This is a genomic window from Streptomyces sp. N35 (assembly GCF_016464295.1).
Taxonomy (GTDB): Bacteria; Actinomycetota; Actinomycetes; order Streptomycetales; family Streptomycetaceae; genus Streptomyces.
Genome location: NZ_JAEIMH010000125.1, coordinates 1 through 18,801, shown reverse-complemented (window position 1 = coordinate 18,801; position 18,801 = coordinate 1). Strand labels below are relative to the sequence as shown.

Annotated in this window: 14 protein-coding genes, 1 tRNA gene and 1 pseudogene; 9 read left to right on the top strand and 7 right to left on the bottom strand. The window is 69.8% G+C overall.

Annotated features, from left to right (window positions below):
- Together carB and JAO81_RS38955 are read left to right on the top strand one after the other, a co-directional pair.
- Positions 1–507: pseudogene (gene carB, locus JAO81_RS38960) on the top strand (carbamoyl phosphate synthase large subunit); the annotation flags it as partial.
- A gap of 259 nt (positions 508–766) precedes the next feature.
- On the top strand, positions 767–2,287 hold the full coding sequence (locus JAO81_RS38955; RefSeq protein WP_199552736.1) for a class I tRNA ligase family protein: 1,521 nt from the start codon (positions 767–769) through the stop codon (positions 2,285–2,287).
- Between the two features lie 186 nt (positions 2,288–2,473).
- Here JAO81_RS38955 and JAO81_RS38950 read toward each other — a convergent pair whose 3' ends face one another.
- Positions 2,474–3,457 carry a helix-turn-helix transcriptional regulator gene (locus JAO81_RS38950; protein ID WP_199552735.1) on the bottom strand — a complete coding sequence of 328 codons (984 nt, stop codon included), beginning with the start codon at positions 3,455–3,457 and terminating at the stop codon, positions 2,474–2,476.
- Positions 3,458–3,822: 365 nt separating this feature from the next.
- Between JAO81_RS38950 and JAO81_RS38945 the strand changes: the two genes are divergently transcribed.
- Together JAO81_RS38945 and JAO81_RS38940 are read left to right on the top strand one after the other, a co-directional pair.
- Complete coding sequence (locus JAO81_RS38945; RefSeq protein WP_199552734.1) at positions 3,823–3,984, top strand: hypothetical protein; 162 nt, start codon at positions 3,823–3,825, stop codon at positions 3,982–3,984.
- A gap of 923 nt (positions 3,985–4,907) precedes the next feature.
- Entirely contained in the window at positions 4,908–5,048 is a 141-nt protein-coding gene (locus JAO81_RS38940; protein ID WP_199552733.1) for a hypothetical protein, read from the top strand.
- Between the two features lie 508 nt (positions 5,049–5,556).
- Here JAO81_RS38940 and JAO81_RS38935 read toward each other — a convergent pair.
- Positions 5,557–5,805 (bottom strand): hypothetical protein, encoded by a 249-nt coding sequence (locus JAO81_RS38935; protein WP_199552732.1) that lies wholly within the window; start codon positions 5,803–5,805, stop codon positions 5,557–5,559.
- Between the two features lie 1,055 nt (positions 5,806–6,860).
- Positions 6,861–6,934: transfer RNA gene (locus tag JAO81_RS38930), tRNA-Gly, on the bottom strand.
- 550 nt (positions 6,935–7,484) lie between these two features.
- On the opposite strand from JAO81_RS38930, the gene dcd reads away from it, so the two are divergent.
- Together dcd and JAO81_RS38920 are read left to right on the top strand one after the other, a co-directional pair.
- On the top strand, positions 7,485–8,060 hold the full coding sequence (dcd, locus tag JAO81_RS38925) for a dCTP deaminase (RefSeq protein WP_165331746.1): 576 nt from the start codon (positions 7,485–7,487) through the stop codon (positions 8,058–8,060).
- 20 nt (positions 8,061–8,080) lie between these two features.
- Positions 8,081–8,578: a phosphoribosyltransferase gene (locus tag JAO81_RS38920; protein ID WP_199552731.1), complete on the top strand. Its 498-nt coding sequence runs from the start codon at positions 8,081–8,083 to the stop codon at positions 8,576–8,578.
- 135 nt (positions 8,579–8,713) lie between these two features.
- Here JAO81_RS38920 and JAO81_RS38915 read toward each other — a convergent pair whose 3' ends face one another.
- Both JAO81_RS38915 and JAO81_RS38910 read right to left on the bottom strand, forming a co-directional pair.
- Entirely contained in the window at positions 8,714–9,637 is a 924-nt protein-coding gene (locus JAO81_RS38915; RefSeq protein WP_199552730.1) for a Yip1 family protein, read from the bottom strand.
- A gap of 167 nt (positions 9,638–9,804) precedes the next feature.
- Entirely contained in the window at positions 9,805–11,232 is a 1,428-nt protein-coding gene (locus tag JAO81_RS38910) for an FG-GAP-like repeat-containing protein (protein WP_199552729.1), read from the bottom strand.
- Positions 11,233–11,642: 410 nt separating this feature from the next.
- On the opposite strand from JAO81_RS38910, the gene JAO81_RS38905 reads away from it, so the two are divergent.
- On the top strand, positions 11,643–12,314 hold the full coding sequence (locus tag JAO81_RS38905; RefSeq protein WP_199552728.1) for a hypothetical protein: 672 nt from the start codon (positions 11,643–11,645) through the stop codon (positions 12,312–12,314).
- A 157-nt stretch (positions 12,315–12,471) separates the two neighbouring features.
- Here the strand turns inward: JAO81_RS38905 and JAO81_RS38900 are convergent, their stop codons facing one another.
- Positions 12,472–14,754 (bottom strand): (Fe-S)-binding protein, encoded by a 2,283-nt coding sequence (locus JAO81_RS38900; RefSeq protein WP_199552727.1) that lies wholly within the window; start codon positions 14,752–14,754, stop codon positions 12,472–12,474.
- A 159-nt stretch (positions 14,755–14,913) separates the two neighbouring features.
- Positions 14,914–16,200, bottom strand: a complete 1,287-nt coding sequence (locus JAO81_RS38895; RefSeq protein ID WP_233416541.1) for a nucleotide sugar dehydrogenase — start codon at positions 16,198–16,200, stop codon at positions 14,914–14,916.
- 178 nt (positions 16,201–16,378) lie between these two features.
- On the opposite strand from JAO81_RS38895, the gene JAO81_RS38890 reads away from it, so the two are divergent.
- Together JAO81_RS38890 and JAO81_RS38885 are read left to right on the top strand one after the other, a co-directional pair.
- Positions 16,379–17,419, top strand: coding sequence for an NAD(P)-dependent oxidoreductase (locus JAO81_RS38890; protein ID WP_199552726.1), 1,041 nt, complete (start codon positions 16,379–16,381; stop codon positions 17,417–17,419).
- Positions 17,420–17,433: 14 nt separating this feature from the next.
- Positions 17,434–18,801 (top strand): MraY family glycosyltransferase (locus JAO81_RS38885; protein ID WP_199552725.1); only part of this gene is annotated, 1,368 nt, incomplete at its 3' end.

Genomic DNA, 18,801 nt, shown 5'->3' with positions numbered 1-18,801 from the left:
ATGCGTTCCACCGGCGAGGTCATGGGCATCGACTCGGTCTTCGGCACCGCCTACGCCAAGTCACAGGCCGGCGCGTATGGGCCGCTGCCGACCAAGGGCCGGGCATTCATCTCCGTCGCCAACCGCGACAAGCGCTCCATGATCTCTCCCGCACGCGAACTGATCGTCCACGGCTTCGAGTTGCTCGCCACCTCGGGCACGGCCGAAGTCCTCCAGCGCAACGGCATCAACGCCACCGTGGTGCGCAAGCTCAGCGAGGGCGAGGGCCCCAATGGCGAGAAGACCATCGTCCAGCTGATCCACGACGGTGAGGTCGACCTCATCGTCAACACCCCGTTCGGCACCGGCGGCCGCCTTGACGGCTACGAGATCCGCACCGCCGCCGTCGCCCGCGACGTTCCCTGCCTCACCACGGTCCAGGCACTCGCCGCCGCCGTCCAGGGCATCGACGCACTCAACCACCTGAACGTGGACGTCCGTTCACTCCAGGAGCACCACCGCGAGCTCCGCCGGGACACCGGGGCGCCGGACGGCCCGCCCCCGCCCGCCGCGAGCCGGGTGGTCCGGCACCAGACCCCGCGCCGCCGTCCCCCGGGCCGCCAGGCGACGACAGCCGCCAGGGCCGAACAGGCTGCCCTCGCCCACCGAGAAGCGGCCGCCCTCGCCGCGCGGTGATCGCCCCCGGACCCGCACCTCCCCTCCTCTCCACCGCCTCCCCTCCCCTCCTCTCCACCTCCCCTCCTCCTCCGGACCCAGGAATCCCGCCATGAGCACGCACGCCATGTCGTACGTCATCACCAGCGGACCGGCCGTATCGGCCGCCGAACCGCACCCGGGGCAGTCCTCCGCGCTGCTCGGCGCCGACGTGCTCGAACGCCATCTGCGCCGCAGCGGCCACCGGGTACGTCATGCCGAACACGGCACCGTGCCACGTCCCGAGCGCGTACAGCGGCTCTTCCACCTCCTTGCGGAGTCCGGCGCGTGGCAGGAGCGGGAGGTGACGGTCTTCCGGTGCGGACCGTGCAGCCGGTTCCTGCAGGAGACGGAGGTACGCGGCCGCTGCTGGTCCTGCGCCGCGCGCTGCGACGGCATGTCCTGCCCCGCGTGCGGACGGCCGCAGGACGCGAATGGACTCACCGCACCACGGTGTGCCGCGTGTGGAGCCGTCCCCACCCGGATCCGACGGCGCAGGCTCGTCCTGCCGTTGGAGGAACGTCGCGCACACCTGGCGACCCACCCCGGACAGCGGCGTCCGCCCGCGCTCCGCCGCTATCTGTCCGAAGTGGCGACCGGCACGCTGCCCGCCGTCCCGGTGAGCTGCGAGGGCGCTCAGGGCATACCGGTGCCGGCGGCAGGCTGGGAGGGCCAGGTCCTCGCCGACTGGTTCGGTGAGCTCGCGGGATACGTGGAGGCCGTAGGCGAGTTGGGGGCCTCCGGCGGGCCCGCCCAGGTCGTCGACTTCGCCGGTACGGGCCGCGCCTTCCTGCACGCCGTACTGCGGCCTGCCCTGGCGCCGGTCAACACCCTCACCTTGTCCGAACACCAGCTGTTCCAAGGGGCGTTGAGCCCGCACGTCATCGTGGACGAGACCGCCCCGCCACCCGCATCGCCCTCCACCGAGACCATCCCGGCGAACACCCCGGAGCCCGCCGGCTCACCGAACGCCCCGGACCCCACCACCCCGGACCCCACCACCCCACCGGACACCGACGCCCTCCGCTTCCACCTCTGCCTCACCGGCTCCGTACCGGAGCGGAGCGCCGCCTTCGAGCGGGAGTACGCGGAGACGGTCTCCACCGTCCTTGCCCAAGGTCTGGACGCCTGGACCGACACCGTCCTCGACCTGCTCGCCGAGGATTTCGGGAGCGTCGTCCCCGAGGCCGCCCCGCACGGGCCGCCGGCGGCCGAGCGGCGCGAGCTGGTCCGGCGTACCCGAAAGGCGCTGGCAGCCGAGACGTTCTCCCCGCAGGAGGCCGCCGAGGCGCTGGCCACCACGGTGGACCGGGCGGTCGCCGACCTCCGGCAGCTGCGGCTCCTCGGTGGTACGGAACTCAGGGCCGCGTACGAGGCGCGACTCGTCGCGCACGCCGAACTCCTCGCCGCCTGCGCGGTGGCGGCGGCCCCGCTGATGCCGGACTGGTCCGCGTTCCTCGCCGGGCACCTGGGCATTCCCCTGGACGAGGAGTCCGGGATCCCGCCATGGTCCGCAGCCGAGACCGACCGCCTCGTACCGCCGGGAACGAAGCTTCCCGAATCCGTACCGGTCTATTTCCACGAGCGTCCGTGAACGCGGCGTGACTCAGGGCGGACTCATGGCAACTCGGGCCGAAGGCGCGGGTATTGAACCGGTCTGCACGGGTATGAGACAGCCTGCACTGGTATGAGGCGACCTGCACGGGCGTGAGGCGACCTGTACGGGCATTGATCCGGCCTGCACGGGCATTGATCCGGCCTGCACGGGATGCTCGTCCTCTCAGATGTATCCGTGCTCCGCGGCCCGCTGCCCCAACTGGAAACGGCTCTGCGCATCCAGTTTCTCCATGAGCTCGGAGATCAAACGCCGTTCGCTGCGCAGCGAGATGCCGAGCCGGCGGGCCGCGGCCTCGTCGGTGTACCCCTGGGCGAGCAGCCGCAGCAGTTCACGCGGCTGGGAGTGAGGGTCGTCCAGGCTCTTGCGGGGAGCCTCACCGAACGGCACCGCCGTGGCCCACACCGCCTCGAACAACGCGAGGAACGCCGCCACCGCACCCGGCTGCCGCAGCAGCACCGCACCCGCGGCACTGTCCGCGGGATCGATCGGCACCATCGCCAGCTCCCGGTCGGCGATCCACAGCCGCATCGGCAGCGCGGGCACCGTGCGCACCTCGGCGCCCCGCAGGGTCAGCCACTGGGCGTGCTCCAGCGTTCCGGGGGCGTTGCGGATGGAGTCCAGATACACCGTGCGGATCTTGACGCCCCGTTCGAGCAGTTCGGCGCTGGCCCCCTTGCTCGCCTGCAGACCCGCGGGAGGCTGCGCGCCCCCGGGCATGAACGCCAGGGACTCGGTACGGATCCGGGTGGCCAGGTCCGACATCCGGGCGCGGACCGCGTCCACGCCCTGCAACTGCTCGACCGCCAGTTCCTCCTCGTCGCCGTGCTGTGCGGAGTACTGCGCGAGCAGCATCTCGGCCGCCGCCTGGCTGCGGGCCAGAGCACGGTTCTGTTCGGCGATCTCGGCCTGTTGTAAGGCGAGCAGGGTGTCCATGGCGGCCTTCGGGCTCACCACGTGCAGCCGGCCGTCGGACCGCCAGGACGGCGCGAGCAGCCCCAGCCGGGTCAGCTCCTCCAGCGCCTCGTCCCGCTCCGCCTCCGGCAGAGCGAACTCGGCCGCGGCCTGCTGCACCGGACAGCCGGGCCGGCCGAGAGCAAACCGGTAGAGACGGTCGGTGTGCTCCGTGAGTCCGAACGACGTCAGCATGCGCACGGCTCCTCGATCGGGCACCGCGGAACACGGCGGTGCACGGCGAAGGCCGACGTCGTCGGCGGCCTCTTCCCTTACGACTTCCCTTACGACGCGGCAGGTTCCCCCCTGTCGCACGACGGCATCGACACTCATCGTCATCGATGCCGACGCACAGTGTTGATCATTGGCCGGTGGCGGTGCAATCCCTGTCCGGGGGACGGACGTTCGCGGGGCCGCCGTTGGCATGCTTGTGCCGTGATCCTTCGTGCCGGTGGATTTCCCTGTCTGTCCGGCGGTCGGCCCGGCAGGATCTGTCGTGCCGGGCCACCCCAGGTGCCCGGCCCACTCGGACTGTCGAGACCACACACCAAGAGGACCCCATGCTTCGCGCCGCTGTCATGACCGCCGTCACCGCCGCCCTCGTCGTGCTCTCCCTCGGCGGCAACGCCACGGCCGCCACCGCCCAGCCCACCACGCCGGACCGGACCGTCACGCCGACCGCCTCCGCCGCCTCGACCACTGAAGAGCCCGGCTGGAGCTGACCTTCGCACGCCGGCGTGCCGGACCTCCACCAGCGCATTGAAGCGACCACGCGGTTGTCACCGCGCCCTCCTCGCATCGCGCGGGTGCGAGGCCAGGGCCCCGAACGATCACGCCACTGAAGCGACACGGACAACAAAAAGCCCCCGGGGCCAAGACCTGGGGGTTTCTACTGGAGCGGGTGCCGAGAATCGACCGCGCGCTCTCAGCTGTGGGAACCAGTGGTGCTGGTGCGCTTGCTCGGCAAGTCTCACGTACGCGGCATCGATGTCTTGGGAGAGCGCCCAAGTCGGTGTCGGGCGGCATACCTCTGCAGATCATGATGGAGACCTCTCCGTACGGCGTCTCGGTTCCCAGGCCTCCCATAGATCAAGATCGTGCGCACAGTGGCGGCGCAGCAGACCAAGAAGCTGAACGAACTCGGCAGTTCCGCGCCGATAGGGCCCTGACCCGCCGCCGCCCCCCGGTGACTATGCCTGACCCTGGAGATAGCATCAGCTCTCTTTGCGATCATCCGGGGGAAGCTGTGCGCCGAAGTCGAGTATCCATGTGTGCCGCTCTTGGAATTCTTGCCTTGGTCACAGCCTGCTCAGACTCCGATGGCTCCCCCTCCTCCACCACGCCGTCATTGGCTTCGGCCACCACGCTCGACCAAGCGGATGAGCGACTCCACGAGCTGTTGCTCAAGGCGACCGCGGAGGCCGCGCGGAAGTCAGGGACAAGCCCGATCGGCGGACTGCATCCCGCAGCGGAGTCTCTTCCTGAGTGTGAGGACCCGGGCACCGCGAGACACACGGTGACAATGTCGATCCTGCGATCGGGGTCGCCCGACGTCGGCCCGAATGTCCGAGCCAGCCTCCAGAAACAGGGCTGGACCATGGATGATTGGCGCATTGAGGATGAACGACAGGTATCCCGTGGCAAGTTGGGGCAGTTCACCATCTCCGTCTCGTACCTGAAGGGCTTCGGCCAGATGGACGTGGTCGCGAGCACTCCGTGCCTGAAGGGCTCGCCGCTCACGAAGCCCTCGATGTTCCCCCAGCCTGGCAGCATCGAGCCTCAGTAGGTCCCCAACAACCGGTCCTGCCCGGACATCCGGAACCACACGAGTCGCTGCATCCCGAAGGCAACGTTCGGAAGGCTGATGACCATGCCCCAGCGGGCAAGGTGGTCTTGCAGACGGACTGGCTCATCCAGGATGCGAGCCTCTGGGTCCCCGAGGCGCACGTCGCCGGTGGTGCTCTCCATTTCGACGTACGCAACTGAGCAGTACCCGGCCAGTGGCTGCCTTGGAGTTGGCGAGCTGCCTGAGCGCAGACGCTCGAAGGTGGTCCAGAAAACGAAAAACCCCCGGGTCGATGACCTGGGGGTTCGAAGTGGAGCGGGTGACGAGAATCGAACTCGCGCTCTCAGCTCGGGAAGCTCAGCTGATCCAGGGGTTCTTGGCTCGATGACCTGCATCGAAGCGGGCTGACGATCTCTATCCGCGCTACTCGGCTCCCCGGTGCTTCCCCTGGCTCCCCGCCCAACCTGGCACGGGTCTGGCACGGTCTGCGCGGGGCGCCCGTACGAGGTCATGATGCTGGCGTTCTGACGTGCCCTATGGCGAGCAGCCCTACTCCGATGACGGCGAGGGTCGCAGACCAGAACGAGCCAACCACCAGCAGCAACGCACCGGCTCCCCACGCTCGCGGCTGCTTGACGTGCCGCTGCAACCACTGGCCGGGCAATCGGCCGATCACAAGCCCGTGGATGCCAAGCGTCGCGCAGGCCAGCGCGAGTGAGAACAGCACACCTGCCGCGATCAGCATGATGGCTTCCATAGGCCCACCCCCTCAGGAACTCAGCCTTTGCGGTTCAGCGCCAGTGTTGCAGAGGGGCAGGCTCACGCCCTGCGTAAAGCCGTGGAGCCGACCGCCCCAGCCACAGCGGGTCTCCCTGACGGCCCCGGTACGGCGCGCGCCGCGCCGTGCGGGACGCCTTGATGAAGTAGAGAAACTCTTACCGCGCTAGCGGCTCTTGGGCTCTGCCCAGACTTCCGCCAATGGACCGCTTGGCTCTTCACCTGCGCTTATGCGAGCGTCTTGGATTGGCATATGCGTCTTCTCTGAAGCTGCCTGTCTCATGTGACGGATCGGCACTCTAAAGCCATGTCCAGTCGCCGAAGCAAGGCTCGAGGCAAGGCCGCGCCAAGGCAGGTGCGCCGCAAGGAACCGCGGGCGGCCACAAGTGCCCGCAACGTCCCCCCCGAGGACGATCGCGCAGAGGCCGTGCGACGTCTCTTGGAGCCTGGGGCGGAACGGGCGCGCCTGGCAGCCGAGTTGGAACGCCTGGACGCCGCTCTGCGCCCTCTAGTCGTCAGTGCGGTCGAGGCTGGCGTGCCGTACCGGCGCATTGCCGAGCTGACGAGTATCTCGCGGGCGACCGTGGCTCGTTGGGGGCAAACCTGAAGGCGCGGATGTCCAGAGAGAGTTGATGTGGGGCGCACCCGGAGCTAGCGGGCGCGACCCAACCGATTCGAAGGAGTCGAAGCCCTGTCGAATCAGCTTGGGGCCATTCTGCCCGACACTGTGTATGGACTGCGGTGGGAGTGAGCGCCCCATAGACGACGGATCGATCACCGGGGTGGCCGGAACTGATGTTCCTTGCGGTTGCTCCATGCCGTGCCCGTGTGAGGGCACTGGGTGGATCACGCTCTGGGGACCAGGTCCGGAGAGCACTCGTGAGACTCCTTGCTACTGCGAGCAAGGAGTACAGCAGGCGCGGGCCTACGGAATGTAGATCAAATCGGTCCAGCATTTGGCACGGATCTGGCACGCGACGACTGAGCAAAACCGCACAGCAAAAAGGCCCGGGTCGATGACCTGGGCCTTGTCTTTGGAGCGGGTGACGAGAATCGAACTCGCGCTCTCAGCTTGGGAAGCTGATGTTCTACCATTAAACTACACCCGCATGACACGCGGCCGATGACCAGCGCATCGTCGCACACGATACCCCATCGACGGGCCCCCGGGCCGGGGGCGGGGGGGGGGGGGGGGCCGCCGCCCCGCGGGCCGGGGGGGGGGGAGCGGGGGCGGCCCGCCGGCGTTCGCCCGCCCGGGGGTCGGGAGGGTGGAACCGGGTGCGGGGCAGCGGAGTTGAGGCGTACCGTTGGAGCGCGGAGTGCCGCCTGGAGCGACGTCCCTTTCATCCCGTAATGTGAGCTTTCGCCGTCACGACGTGGGGAAGGGACCCGAGGACTTGATGGAGCGCACCGTCGTCCGCTGTGCCGAGGGGCACGTGTTCAGCACCGTTTCGTTTCCGATGCAGCAGGCCGATCGTCTCGGTCCTGGACGGCTGATCCGCTGTCCTCGCTGCGCCCGGCTCCGGCACGCCGTGCCGGTGGAAGCGGCCAAGCAGCACTGAACACAGCCCGAGCAGCACTGGGCACGGACACCGAGCAACAGCGCGCGGGTGCCGCCGGGATTTCGGCGGGCCCGCGCGCTCTGCGTATCCTCGGGACGTGCTTCTCTCAGACAAGGACATCCGGGCCGAGATCGATGCCGGGCGGGTACGCATCGATCCCTACGACGAATCCATGGTGCAGCCGTCGAGCATCGACGTGCGCCTCGACCGCTTCTTCCGGGTGTTCGAGAACCACCGCTACCCCCACATCGACCCCGCCATCGAGCAGGCCGATCTGACGCGGACGGTCGAGCCGGAGGGCGACGAGCCGTTCATCCTGCACCCCGGCGAGTTCGTGCTGGCCTCCACGTACGAGGTCATCACGCTGCCCGACGATCTCGCCAGCCGTCTGGAGGGCAAGAGTTCGCTCGGTCGCCTGGGGCTCGTCACGCACTCCACGGCCGGCTTCATCGACCCCGGCTTCTCGGGCCATGTGACCCTCGAACTCTCGAACCTCGCGACGCTGCCGATCAAGCTCTGGCCGGGCATGAAGATCGGCCAGCTGTGCATGTTCCGGCTCTCCTCGCCGGCCGAATTCCCGTACGGCAGCGAGCGTTACGGCTCCCGCTACCAGGGGCAGCGCGGCCCGACGGCCTCCCGCTCCTTCCTCAACTTCCACCGCACCCAGGTCTGAGAACAGGTTCGAAGAACAGCATGAGTGACGTACGCGAGAACCTGACTTACGAGGGCTTCGGCCACGCGGTGCGCGAGCTCGCGCAGACCATCGCCGACGACGGCTACCGCCCCGACATCGTCCTGAGCATCGCGCGCGGCGGCGTCTTCGTCGCGGGCGGTCTGGCGTACGCCCTCGACTGCAAGAACATCCACCTGGTCAACGTGGAGTTCTACACGGGCGTGGGCACGACCCTCGACATGCCGGTGATGCTCGCCCCGGTGCCGAACGCGATCGACTTCTCGAACAAGAAGGTCCTGATCGCGGACGACGTCGCCGACACCGGCAAGACCCTCAAGCTCGTCCACGACTTCTGCCTCGACACGGTCGCCGAGGTCCGCTCCGCCGTCATCTACGAGAAGTCGCACTCGCTCGTGAAGTGCGAGTACGTGTGGAAGCGCACGGACGAGTGGATCAACTTCCCGTGGAGCGTGGAGCCGCCCGTCGTGGGGGGGGACGGCCAGGTGCTCGAGGCATAGCACTGGGCGCGTCTACGCGAAGGGGCCGGCTGATCGAATCAGCCGGCCCCTTTTGCGTGAGCCCACGAGCCCGTATGCCCAAGAGCCCGCAGTCCCAAGAGCCCGCAGTCCCACGAGCCCGTATGCCCAAAAGCCCTAGAACGTCCCGAGTTTGATGATCGAGAGGATCGCGATCAGCTGGATCGCGCTCGCGCCCAGGGCGCGGGGCCAGGGCAGGTCGTGGGACTTGGAGACCATCGTCGTGAGCAGCACCCCGGCGCCGATCCAGGTGGCCCAGCCGAGGATCTGCACCAGTGGCGCGTCACCGCCGAGGAACATCGCGAAGATCAGACGGGGCGCGTCCGTGAGCGACATGATCAGCATCGAGAGGCCGACCGTGGGCTGCCAGGCGCCGTCGCCGCCGAGTTGACGGGCCACGCTGTGGGTCACGACGCCGAGTACGAAGGCGCTGAGGACGATCGCCACACCCGTCGTCAGGACGATGGGGACGCTGGTCGCGAGCGTCGCGTTGATCGCGTCCTCGCGGGCGCTGTCGAAGCCGAAGACGGCGAGCAGTCCGTAGAGGAACGTGACCAGGACGGCCGGGACCCACATGGTGTGGTCGCGCATCTGCAGATACGTCTGGTTCGGGCGCAGGATCACCCCGCTGATCAGCTGCTTCCAGTGCAGCCGCGGCCCGATCGGCGCGGGCGCCGCGCCGGCGCGGTAGGTACCGCCCTGGCTGTACGGGTCCTCGCCGACGGAGAAAGCCTGGGTGTGACCCGGGTTGTTGTGCGCCGCGTACGGGTCCTGCCGCTGCTGGTACGGGTCGCCGAAGTACTCCGGCCCCCCGTGCCCCCGGTGCCCCGGCCCGGGGGGGCCGCCGGCCTGCGGCCATTGCTGCGGCCCGGGCCCCGGCGGGTACCCGCCGGGGTACTGCTGCTGCTGAGGGTACGGAGGCGCGGCGGGGCGGCCGTACGGCTGCTGCTGTCCGTACGGCGGCTGCTGCGGGTCGTGTTGCGGGCGCGGGGACTGGGGACGGTTGCCCCGGTTGCCGCGGCCGATCCTGAATCCAGCCACGTCATCGAACGTACCTGGTTCTGCTGTGCCCGGGGCCGGGGCGGCCACAATGCGGTCCCTTTGCGGCTGAGCTGTGACAACCCCTAGGGGGTCCCTGAGGGGGTGGCCGGATTGACGTCCGGCCACCGCCCGTCATCGGTCCCGGCCACCGTCCCTGAGGAGCTGGGTCAGTTCGCGAGGACGTCGCCGAAGTACGCGAGCCCCGAGGGACCGCCGACGCTCACGCTGCCGAAGGTCTGCGCGCCGGTCGCCGTGCTGCCGGCCGCGCTCGACTTGAACAGCCAGATGGAGCCCGCCCCGGCGTTCTCACCGCGCGCGGCGGTGACGAGTTCGGCGCGGCCGTTGCGGTCGGCGTCGGTGAGATGCACCGCGCTGCCGAAGTTGTCGCCCGCCTCGGCCGTGCCGGGCACACCCGTCGTGTTCTGTGTGAAGGTCTTGGCGCCGCTGCCGGTCAGGCCCGACGCGGAGCCGCGCAGGACGACCACGGCACCCGCCCCGCGGGTGGAGCCGAGGGCCTCGCTCTCCACGCCGACCGCGATGTCCGCGTAGCCGTCGCCGTTGGTGTCACCCGCGGCGAGGCTCCAGCCGAAGGCGTCGCCCCGCTCGCCGGCGCCCGGCACCCCGGAGGTGTCCTGGGTGATGCGGACCGGCGTACGCGTGCTGAGGCCGCCCGCCGCTCCGTATGTCACCGTGACCGCACCGCCGAGACCGCCGTACGGCTCGGTGCTGGACTTCTCCATGAAGTTGCCGGTGACGATGTCGCCGTAGCCGTCCTTGTTCACATCGGCGATCACGCCCGCATAGCCGCCGGCCACCTTGGGTCCCTCGACCAGGCCGTTCGCGGAGCCCTTGTAGAGCACGCTGCGGGTGGTGTACGCGTCGCCGCTCTCCGCCTGGCCCATGACCAGGAGGTCGGTCGCCGCGTCACCGTTCACGTTGCCCGCCACGATCCGGTCGGTGTTGATGCCGGTCTCGTCGAGCGTGTCGATGCCGGTGAGGCCCGCGGCCTTGCCCGTACGGGAGATGGGGCCCTTGAAGATGTTCAGCTCGGGCAGGGCGATGTTCGCGGCCGCGAGGTCGGTCCTGCCGTCGCCGTCGAAGTCGCCGGTCGCGACGCTCCAGCCCAGCTCGTTGCGGTACCGGGGCAGCGGCGACGCGATGTCGGTGCCGGCCTTCACGCCGGTCGCCCCGCCCCACAGGACGGTCAGGACGCCCGAGGCGTCGGTGGAGCCGATGCGTTCGCCGTGCACGCCGACGACGAGGTCCGTGTAACCGTCGCCGTCCAGGTCGCCCGCGGTGATCCGGTCGCCGAAGAAGTCCCCGGACTCCGGGACTCCGGGGATGCCGGCGGTGTCCTGGCTGATCAGGGTGCGCTTGGACTTGTCGAGGCCGCTCTTGGTGCCGTACACGATCGCGACGGCGCCGGCCCTGGACTTGCCGGCCACCTTCGCGAGCGGGGCGCCGATGGCGAGGTCGCGGTATCCGTCGCCGTTGAAGTCGCCCTGCAGCCCGGAGGGGGCGGCGGAGGCCGGGGACGTGAGGGACAGCAGGCCACCCGTGAGGGCAGCGGTGAGCAACAGGGCGCGACGGCGCATGCGGGCTCCTGGTCGATGGAGGGCCGGCCCTCTCCCCGGGGGAGCGAAGAGGGCCGGCCGGCCTGGGACGGGCGTGCGAGGACGCCCGGGTGCGGGCCGGTCGCAGGGGTCGCCGGAAGTGCTCCGCGGCTCCGCCGTGCGGTCGGTGATCAGAAGACCCGTGATCGACGGGAAGGGTTGTACGCGATGTGGAGATTCTGTGGGAGCAAGGGCGGGACGGGCGGGGCCGGGGTCTGTGCGGGCGAGGTGGCCGCAGCGTACTTGTTGAATACGGGCCGATTTACATGCTTGAGGCCCAATTTCGGGACGTCCGTTACATTACGTACGGCTTACGCGGATCTCGCCCTCGTACCTTCGAAGAGGTCGCGCCGCACGGGCCGCGACCGCCGTACGAGATCCACGAGGACGTCATGCGAGTCACCCGCCGCGCCATCCGCGCCGCCGCCGTCAGCACCGGAGCAGTCGCCGCGCTGGCCGTGCCGGCCGGTGCCGTCGCCGCGCTCGCGCTGCCGGCCGGGACCGCGTACGCGGCTTCCGGGTCCGCGGCTTCCGGGTCCGCGCAGGAGTCCGACGGCACCGTGCCCGACGGCACCCGCATCACCATGCCCGACGGCCGCACCGCCAGGTTCGTCCACGGCGGCGCGGACGGCCTCCGGGTCGATATCGCGATGCCGAACGGCGGCTTCCTCGGCTCGGTCGACCCCCGCAGCCCGAGCACCGTCAATGACGGCTGGACGTACCAGCTCGTACGCGACGGGCGCGCATGGGGCGGATCCAAGTTCGTCGTGAAGGACGGCCGCGGCGGCTGCAGCTGGGTGTACGACATGCGCGGCCGGCTCCTCGAGAAGCACTCGGCCGACAAGAACTCGACCGGCAAGCGCTCGGCCGACCGTTCCGGCGGCGCCCGCGCCTCCTCGTACAAGAGCCAGGTCACCACACCGCTCGGCGGCGTCCGCGCCGGTGCGCAGGAGCAGCAGCCCTCCCGCCCGGTCAGCGCCCCCCTCGTCGCCGCCGGCGGCGGCATCGCCGCGGCAGGGGCGGCCGGGCTGGGCTTTGCCGTGCTGCGGCGTCGCGCGAGCTGATGCCGACGGAGTCCAGGGGGCATCCCACAAACTGACTGAGGGGCCGGCACGGGGCGGCCCCTCAGTCATTTCTTCCGTACGACTCAGTTATCTCTTCGGTTGTTTCTTCCGTACGAGCAACTTGCTGTACGTACGGGCAACTCGGCCGGACGAGCCGTTACTTCACCGGCTCCGGCTCCGGAGCGTCCTCGGTCTCCTGCGAACCGGCCGGGTCCACCGGGGTCTTGACCGAGTCGAGCAGCAGCTGGGCCACGTCCACGACCTGGAGCGATTCCTTCGCCTGCCCATCGTTCTTCTTGCCGTTCACGGAGTCCGTGAGCATCACGAGGCAGAACGGGCAGGCGGTCGACACGATGTCCGGGTTGACGGACAGCGCCTCGTCCACCCGCTCGGTGTTGATGCGCTTGCCGATCCGCTCCTCCATCCACATCCGCGCACCGCCGGCGCCGCAGCAGAAGCCGCGCTCCTTGTGGCGGTGCATCTCCTGCTGACGCAGGCCGGGGACGGCGGACATGATCTCGCGCGGGGGCGTGTAGATCTTGTTGTGCCGGCCCAGGTAGCACGGGTCGTGGTAGGTGATCAGACCCTCGACGGGCGTGACCGGGATCAGCTTGCCCTCGTCGATGAGGTGCTGCAGCAGCTGCGTGTGGTGGATGACCTCGTAGTCGCCGCCGAGCTGCGGGTACTCGTTGCCGAGCGTGTTGAGGCAGTGCGGGCAGGTGGCGACGATCTTCTTCGCGGACTTGGGCTTCGCCGACTCGGGAGTGACCTTGCCGTCCTCGTCCATCTCCTCGCCGAAGGCGGCGTTGAGGGACATGACGTTCTCCATGCCGAGCTCCTGGAACAGGGGCTCGTTGCCGAGACGGCGGGCGGAGTCACCGGTGCACTTCTCGTCGCCGCCCATGATCGCGAACTTGACGCCCGCCATGTGCAGGAGTTCGGCGAAGGCCTTGGTGGTCTTCTTGGCGCGGTCCTCGAGGGCGCCCGCGCAGCCGACCCAGTACAGGTACTCGACCTCGGTCAGGTCCTCGATGTCCTTGCCGACGACCGGCACCTCGAACTCGACTTCCTTGAGCCACTCGAGGCGCTGCTTCTTGGCCAGACCCCAGGGGTTGCCCTTCTTCTCCAGGTTCTTGAGCATCGTGCCCGCCTCGGACGGGAACGCGGACTCGATCATCACCTGGTAGCGGCGCATGTCGACGATGTGGTCGACGTGCTCGATGTCCACCGGGCACTGCTCGACACAGGCGCCGCAGGTGGTGCAGGACCACAGGACGTCGGGGTCGATGACGCCGTTCTCTTCGAGCGTGCCGATCAGCGGGCGCTCGGCCTCGGCGAGAGCCGTGGCGGGGACATCCGCGAGCTGCTCCGCGGAAGCCTTCTCGGAGCCCTCCATGTCCTTGCCGCCACCGGCGAGCAGGTACGGCGCCTTGGCGTGCGCGTGGTCGCGCAGCGACATGATCAGGAGCTTGGGCGAGAGCGGCTTGCCCGTGTTCCAGGCCGGGCACTGCGACTGGCAGCGGCCGCACTCGGTGCAGGTGGAGAAGTCGAGCAGACCCTTCCAGCTGAACTGCTCGACCTGGCTGACGCCGAAGACGTCGTCGTCACCGGGGTCGGTGAAGTCGATCGCCTTGCCGCCCGACGTCATCGGCTGCAGCGCGCCGAGCGCCACCTCACCGGTCGCGTTGCGCTTGAACCAGATGTTGGGGAAGGCGAGGAAGCGGTGCCAGGCCACACCCATGTTGGTGTTGAGGGAGACCACGATCATCCAGATGAAGGAGACCGAGATCTTGATCATCGCGACCAGGTAGACCAGGTTCTGCAGCACCCCGAGGCTCAGGCCCTTGAAGGCGAGCACGAGCGGATACGAGGCGAAGTACCCGGCCTCGTAGCCCTCCACGTGGTGCAGCGCGCCCTCGAGTCCGCGCAGCACGTAGATCGCGAGACCGATGGTGAGGATGACGGCCTCGACGAAGTACGCCTGGCCGGCCTTCGAGCCCTGGAAGCGGGACTTGCGGCCGGGCCGCGTCGGCAGGCTGAACACCCGGATCGTGATGAGGATCGCGATACCGATGATCGTCATCGCGCCGATGAACTCGGTGTACATCTCGAACGGCAGCCACTCACCGATGACCGGCAGCATCCAGTCGGCCTTGAAGAGCTGGCCGAACGCCTGCACCAGGGTCGGCGGCAGCGTCAGGAAGCCGATCGCCACGAACCAGTGGGCGAACCCGACGATGCCCCAGCGGTTCATCCGCGTATGCCCGAGGAACTCCCGTACCAGCGTCACACTGCGCTGATACGGGTTGTCCTTGCGGGTGCCCGCCGGCAGCGGCTGGCCCAGCTTGAAATAGCGGACGAACTGGCCGATGGCGCGTGCGATGAGCGCGACGCCGATCACGGTCAGAACCAACGACACGATGATCGCGGCGAGTTGCATGAGGGCTCCTCGGGCCTGCGAGGCGGGGGCTTCAGTGAAGATTACTAAGCGGTAACTTACCCGGCTCGTCTGAGCCTACCCACTTCCGATGGTGCAATGTAGCCAGGCTCACGGTGATCTGTGTCGCTGAGGTCTGCCTTGGTTGGGCCGCGGGGCCCGCTACAACCGCTCGACGCTCTGCGCGCCGGCGCACCGGTTGCGGGTGTCGAAGACGTAACCGGACTCGCGCGTCACCAGCCCGTAGTCGAAGCAGTCGTGATCGGTGGCGATGATCACGGCGTCCGCCTCGCGCAGCTCCGGCGCGGTGAGTTCCACGCACAGCACTTCGGACGGCAGCCGGAACGGGTCGGCGTAGGGCTCGACGGCGCGGACGCGGGCGCCGCGGGCCAGGAGCAGTTCGGCGATGTCGACGGCGGGGGATTCGCGTACGTCTCCGGTGTTCTTCTTGTACGCGAGCCCGAGCAGCAGGACCCGCGCGCCCGTGAGCGGGCGGCCCAGACCGGTCTCGACGCGGCGGACGACCTGCTCCGGCATCCCGTCGTTGATCTCCTGGGCGAGCGAGACGAACCGGACGTCGTGCTGCAGCTGCTGCCGCACCTGCCAGGACAGATACGAGGGGTCGACCGGCAGGCAGTGCCCGCCCACGCCGGGCCCCGGATAGAAGGGCATGAAGCCGAAGGGCTTGGTGGCCGCCGCGTCCACCGCCTCCCAGATGTCCACGCCGAGCGGCCGTGCGCACAGGGCCAGTTCGTTGACCAGGGCGATGTTGACCTGCCGGAAGGTGTTCTCCAGGAGCTTGGTCAGCTCGGCGGTGCGGGTCGAGGTGACCGGGACCGTGCGCGTCACGATCCGGTCGTAGAAGGCCTCGACGGCCTCGAGGGAGTCCTCGTCGACGCCCGAGACGACCTTGGGCGTGTTCTCGAGCCGCCAGCGGGAGTTGCCCGGGTCGATCCGCTCGGGGCTGTAGCCGAGGTGGAAGTCGCGGCCGGGGCGCAGACCGCTGCCGGCTTCGAGCAGCGGAGCGAGCACGTCCTCGGTGGTGCCGGGGTAGCTGGTCGACTCCAGGACGACGGTCGAACCGGTGCGGATATGCGGGGCGATCGCACGGGCCGCGCTCTCGATGTACGAGAGGTCGGGGGCGCCGTCGAGCAGCGGGGTCGGCACGGTGATCACACAGACGTCGAAGCCCTCGGCCGCGTCCGGGTCGGCGGTGACCTGGAGCAGGTCTTCGTCGAGCGCGGCGAGCAGCCGCGCGGAATCGATGTCCTCCACGTAGGAATCGCCCATGGCCAGCTGCTTGATCCGCTGCCGGTCCGTGTCGATGCCGACGACCCGCAGACCGGTCTCCGCAGCGCGCAGAGCGAGCGGCAGGCCGACGTAGCCGAGGCCGATGACCACGACGCGCTCGGACGACGGGGTTTCCGATACGGCCATGCGCTGCTGCATGAGCTGCCCTCAATTCGACTGAATCTGATCGATATCGACCAGGTGTTTCGGTCAGATGTGATGAAGCGGATCGTGTTATTCACCACATATTGGGACATAGCGAACTAGCTTATGGAGCGCTCGAACCCGGTGCGTGCGTGCTGCATCACCCCGATACCGCAACAGAACGGGCGGATTCATGGCCAGCGACTCCACGACGTACCTGGTGACCGGCGGTGCCGGTTTCATCGGGTCGCATCTCACCGAGGCCCTGCTCGCCCGCGGCGACCGTGTGGTCGTGCTCGACGACCTCTCGACCGGGGATCTGGCCAATCTCGCCGCGGTCATGGACCATCCGGGGCTGCGCTTCGTGCGCGGCTCGATCCTGCAGCCCGAACTCGTCGCCGATCTGACCGGCCGCTGCGACGCCGTGATCCACCTCGCGGCCGCCGTCGGGGTGCGGCTGATCGTCGAGCAGCCGCTGAAGTCCTTCGTCACCAACATCCGCGGCACCGAGAACGTGATCGCCGCTGCCCACCGCCACCACCGTCCCCTGCTGCTCGCCTCCACCTCGGAGATCTACGGCAAGAACGGCGCGGGCCCGGTCGCCGAGACCGCGGACCGCATCCTCGGCCAGACCGGCGTCGCGCGCTGGTCGTACTCCACCGCGAAGGCCGTGGACGAGATCCTCGCGCTCGCCCATCACCACGAGTACGGCCTGCCCGTCGCGGTCGCACGGCTCTTCAACACCGTCGGCCCGCGCCAGTCTCCCGCGTACGGCATGGTCATCCCGCGCCTGGTACGCCAGGCCCTGGCCGGCGAACCCCTCACCGTGCACGGCGACGGCCGACAGCGCCGCTGCTTCGCCCATGTCGCCGACGTGGTCGACGCGCTCCTGAAGCTCCTCGACCACCCGGGCGCCGTCGGCTCCGTCTTCAACGTCGGCACCGGCGAGGAGACCTCCATCGCCGAACTCGCCGCCCGGGTCGTCGCCCGCACGCAGAGCCCCTCACCCATCACGCTCATCCCGTACGAGCAGGTCTACGCGAGCGGGTTCGAGGACATGGAACGCCGCGTCCCCGACACCACCCGGCTGCGCGAACTCACCGGCTGGGCACCCCGGTTCGGACTCGACGAGATCCTCGACACGACGATCGCCGAGATGCGCCGCCACAAGACCGACACCCCGGGTGTCCCGCGCCCGGCCCCCTCGGACCTCGCCTCCGCGCCGAGGGCCTGACAGGACTGAACTCCATGCTCTACACCCTCGTGGCGGCCGTCGCCGCCGTGCTCCTGACCGCACTGCTCACCCGATTCGTCCGCGTCCTCGCGCTGCGCACCGGCCGGTTGGACCGGCCCGGCGCCCGCAAGGCGCACAGCCGGCCGACGCCCCACCTCGGTGGTGTCGCGGTGGCCGCGGGCACGCTCGTGGTGAGCTGCACGGGGTACGCCCCGCTCGGCCCCGGCACGGAACGGCTCCTGTGGGCCGCCTCGGCCGTCGCCCTGCTCGGTCTCCTCGACGACATGCGGCCGCTCGGCGCACGGATCCGCCTGGTGGTGGAGGGCGCGGCCGCGCTCTTCGTCGTCTACGACAGCGGGTTGACGTTCCTGGCGGGGCTCTGCGCCGTGGTGTGGATCGTCTTCGTCACCAACGCCTTCAACCTGCTCGACAACTCCGACGGGGCGATGGGCACGGTGGGCGCGGTCACCGCGCTCGGCCTCGCGCTGTGCGCGGCGGCCGAAGGACGGGCCGACCTGGCCCTCGTCCTGACGGTCCTGGCCGCGGCGCTCGGCGGCTTCCTCGGCCACAACTGGCATCCGGCCAAGATCTTCCTCGGCGACTGCGGCTCGCTGTTCACGGGCTTCCTGCTCGCCTCGGCCGCGGTCGCGGTGCACACCGGGCACGAGGCGCTGCCCACCGCGGCGGGACTGCTGACCCTCACCGTGGTGGTCACGGCCGACACCGCCCTGGTCGTCGTCTCGCGCCGCCGCGCGGGCCGTCCGCTGCTGCTCGGCGGCACCGACCACACCGCCCACCGGCTGCGCCGGGTCGGGTTCACGGTGCCGGGGGCCGCGGTGGTGCTCGGCGCGGTGGCGTTCGCGGGCACGCTGACGGCGTTCCTGCTGCACCGGGGCGCGGCGGGCCCGAGCGCGGCAACTCCCTTGCTCCTCGCGGTGGTCGGCGGCCTCTGGGCTCTTCTCAAGGTTCCGGTGTACGGGGCGCACGCGCGGCTCGGGGGTGCGGGGCGTACGGCGGTCAGCGGTGCGACGCGTCCCGGTGCCGCGGGTGCGGGACGCGCGTCCGTCGCGCCCCCCCCCCCGCCCCCCCCCGGCTCGGCCCCCCCGCCGCCCCCGGGGCGCAACCGTCCTGTGGGCGGTCCGCGCACCGTGGCCGCAGCGGCCCGCCCGGCCGACGGACCGCGCACGCTGGCGCTGCGCACGGGCGGGGCTTCCCGTACCCGTCCGGTGCCGGCCACGCGCGGCAGCGGCACCCCCGCGACGGGCACTTTCGTGCCCGGCGGCAGCCGCTCGCCCGCGCCGGGGGGCGGGGACCCCCCCCCCCCCCCCCCCGGGGCCGGGCGCCCCGCGGCGGGGGGGGGGGGGGGGGGGGTGGGGCCCCGC

Excerpts from the sequence above, each read along its gene's own strand:
- JAO81_RS38955 (WP_199552736.1), top strand. The coding sequence starts at position 767 with ATGAGCACGCACGCCATGTCGTACGTCATCACCAGCGGACCGGCCGTA.
- JAO81_RS38950 (WP_199552735.1), bottom strand. The coding sequence starts at position 3,457 with ATGCTGACGTCGTTCGGACTCACGGAGCACACCGACCGTCTCTACCGG.
- JAO81_RS38945 (WP_199552734.1), top strand. The coding sequence starts at position 3,823 with ATGCTTCGCGCCGCTGTCATGACCGCCGTCACCGCCGCCCTCGTCGTG.
- JAO81_RS38935 (WP_199552732.1), bottom strand. The coding sequence starts at position 5,805 with ATGGAAGCCATCATGCTGATCGCGGCAGGTGTGCTGTTCTCACTCGCG.
- JAO81_RS38920 (WP_199552731.1), top strand. The coding sequence starts at position 8,081 with ATGAGTGACGTACGCGAGAACCTGACTTACGAGGGCTTCGGCCACGCG.
- JAO81_RS38910 (WP_199552729.1), bottom strand. The coding sequence starts at position 11,232 with ATGCGCCGTCGCGCCCTGTTGCTCACCGCTGCCCTCACGGGTGGCCTG.
- JAO81_RS38905 (WP_199552728.1), top strand. The coding sequence starts at position 11,643 with ATGCGAGTCACCCGCCGCGCCATCCGCGCCGCCGCCGTCAGCACCGGA.
- JAO81_RS38900 (WP_199552727.1), bottom strand. The coding sequence starts at position 14,754 with ATGCAACTCGCCGCGATCATCGTGTCGTTGGTTCTGACCGTGATCGGC.
- JAO81_RS38895 (WP_233416541.1), bottom strand. The coding sequence starts at position 16,200 with ATGCAGCAGCGCATGGCCGTATCGGAAACCCCGTCGTCCGAGCGCGTC.
- JAO81_RS38890 (WP_199552726.1), top strand. The coding sequence starts at position 16,379 with ATGGCCAGCGACTCCACGACGTACCTGGTGACCGGCGGTGCCGGTTTC.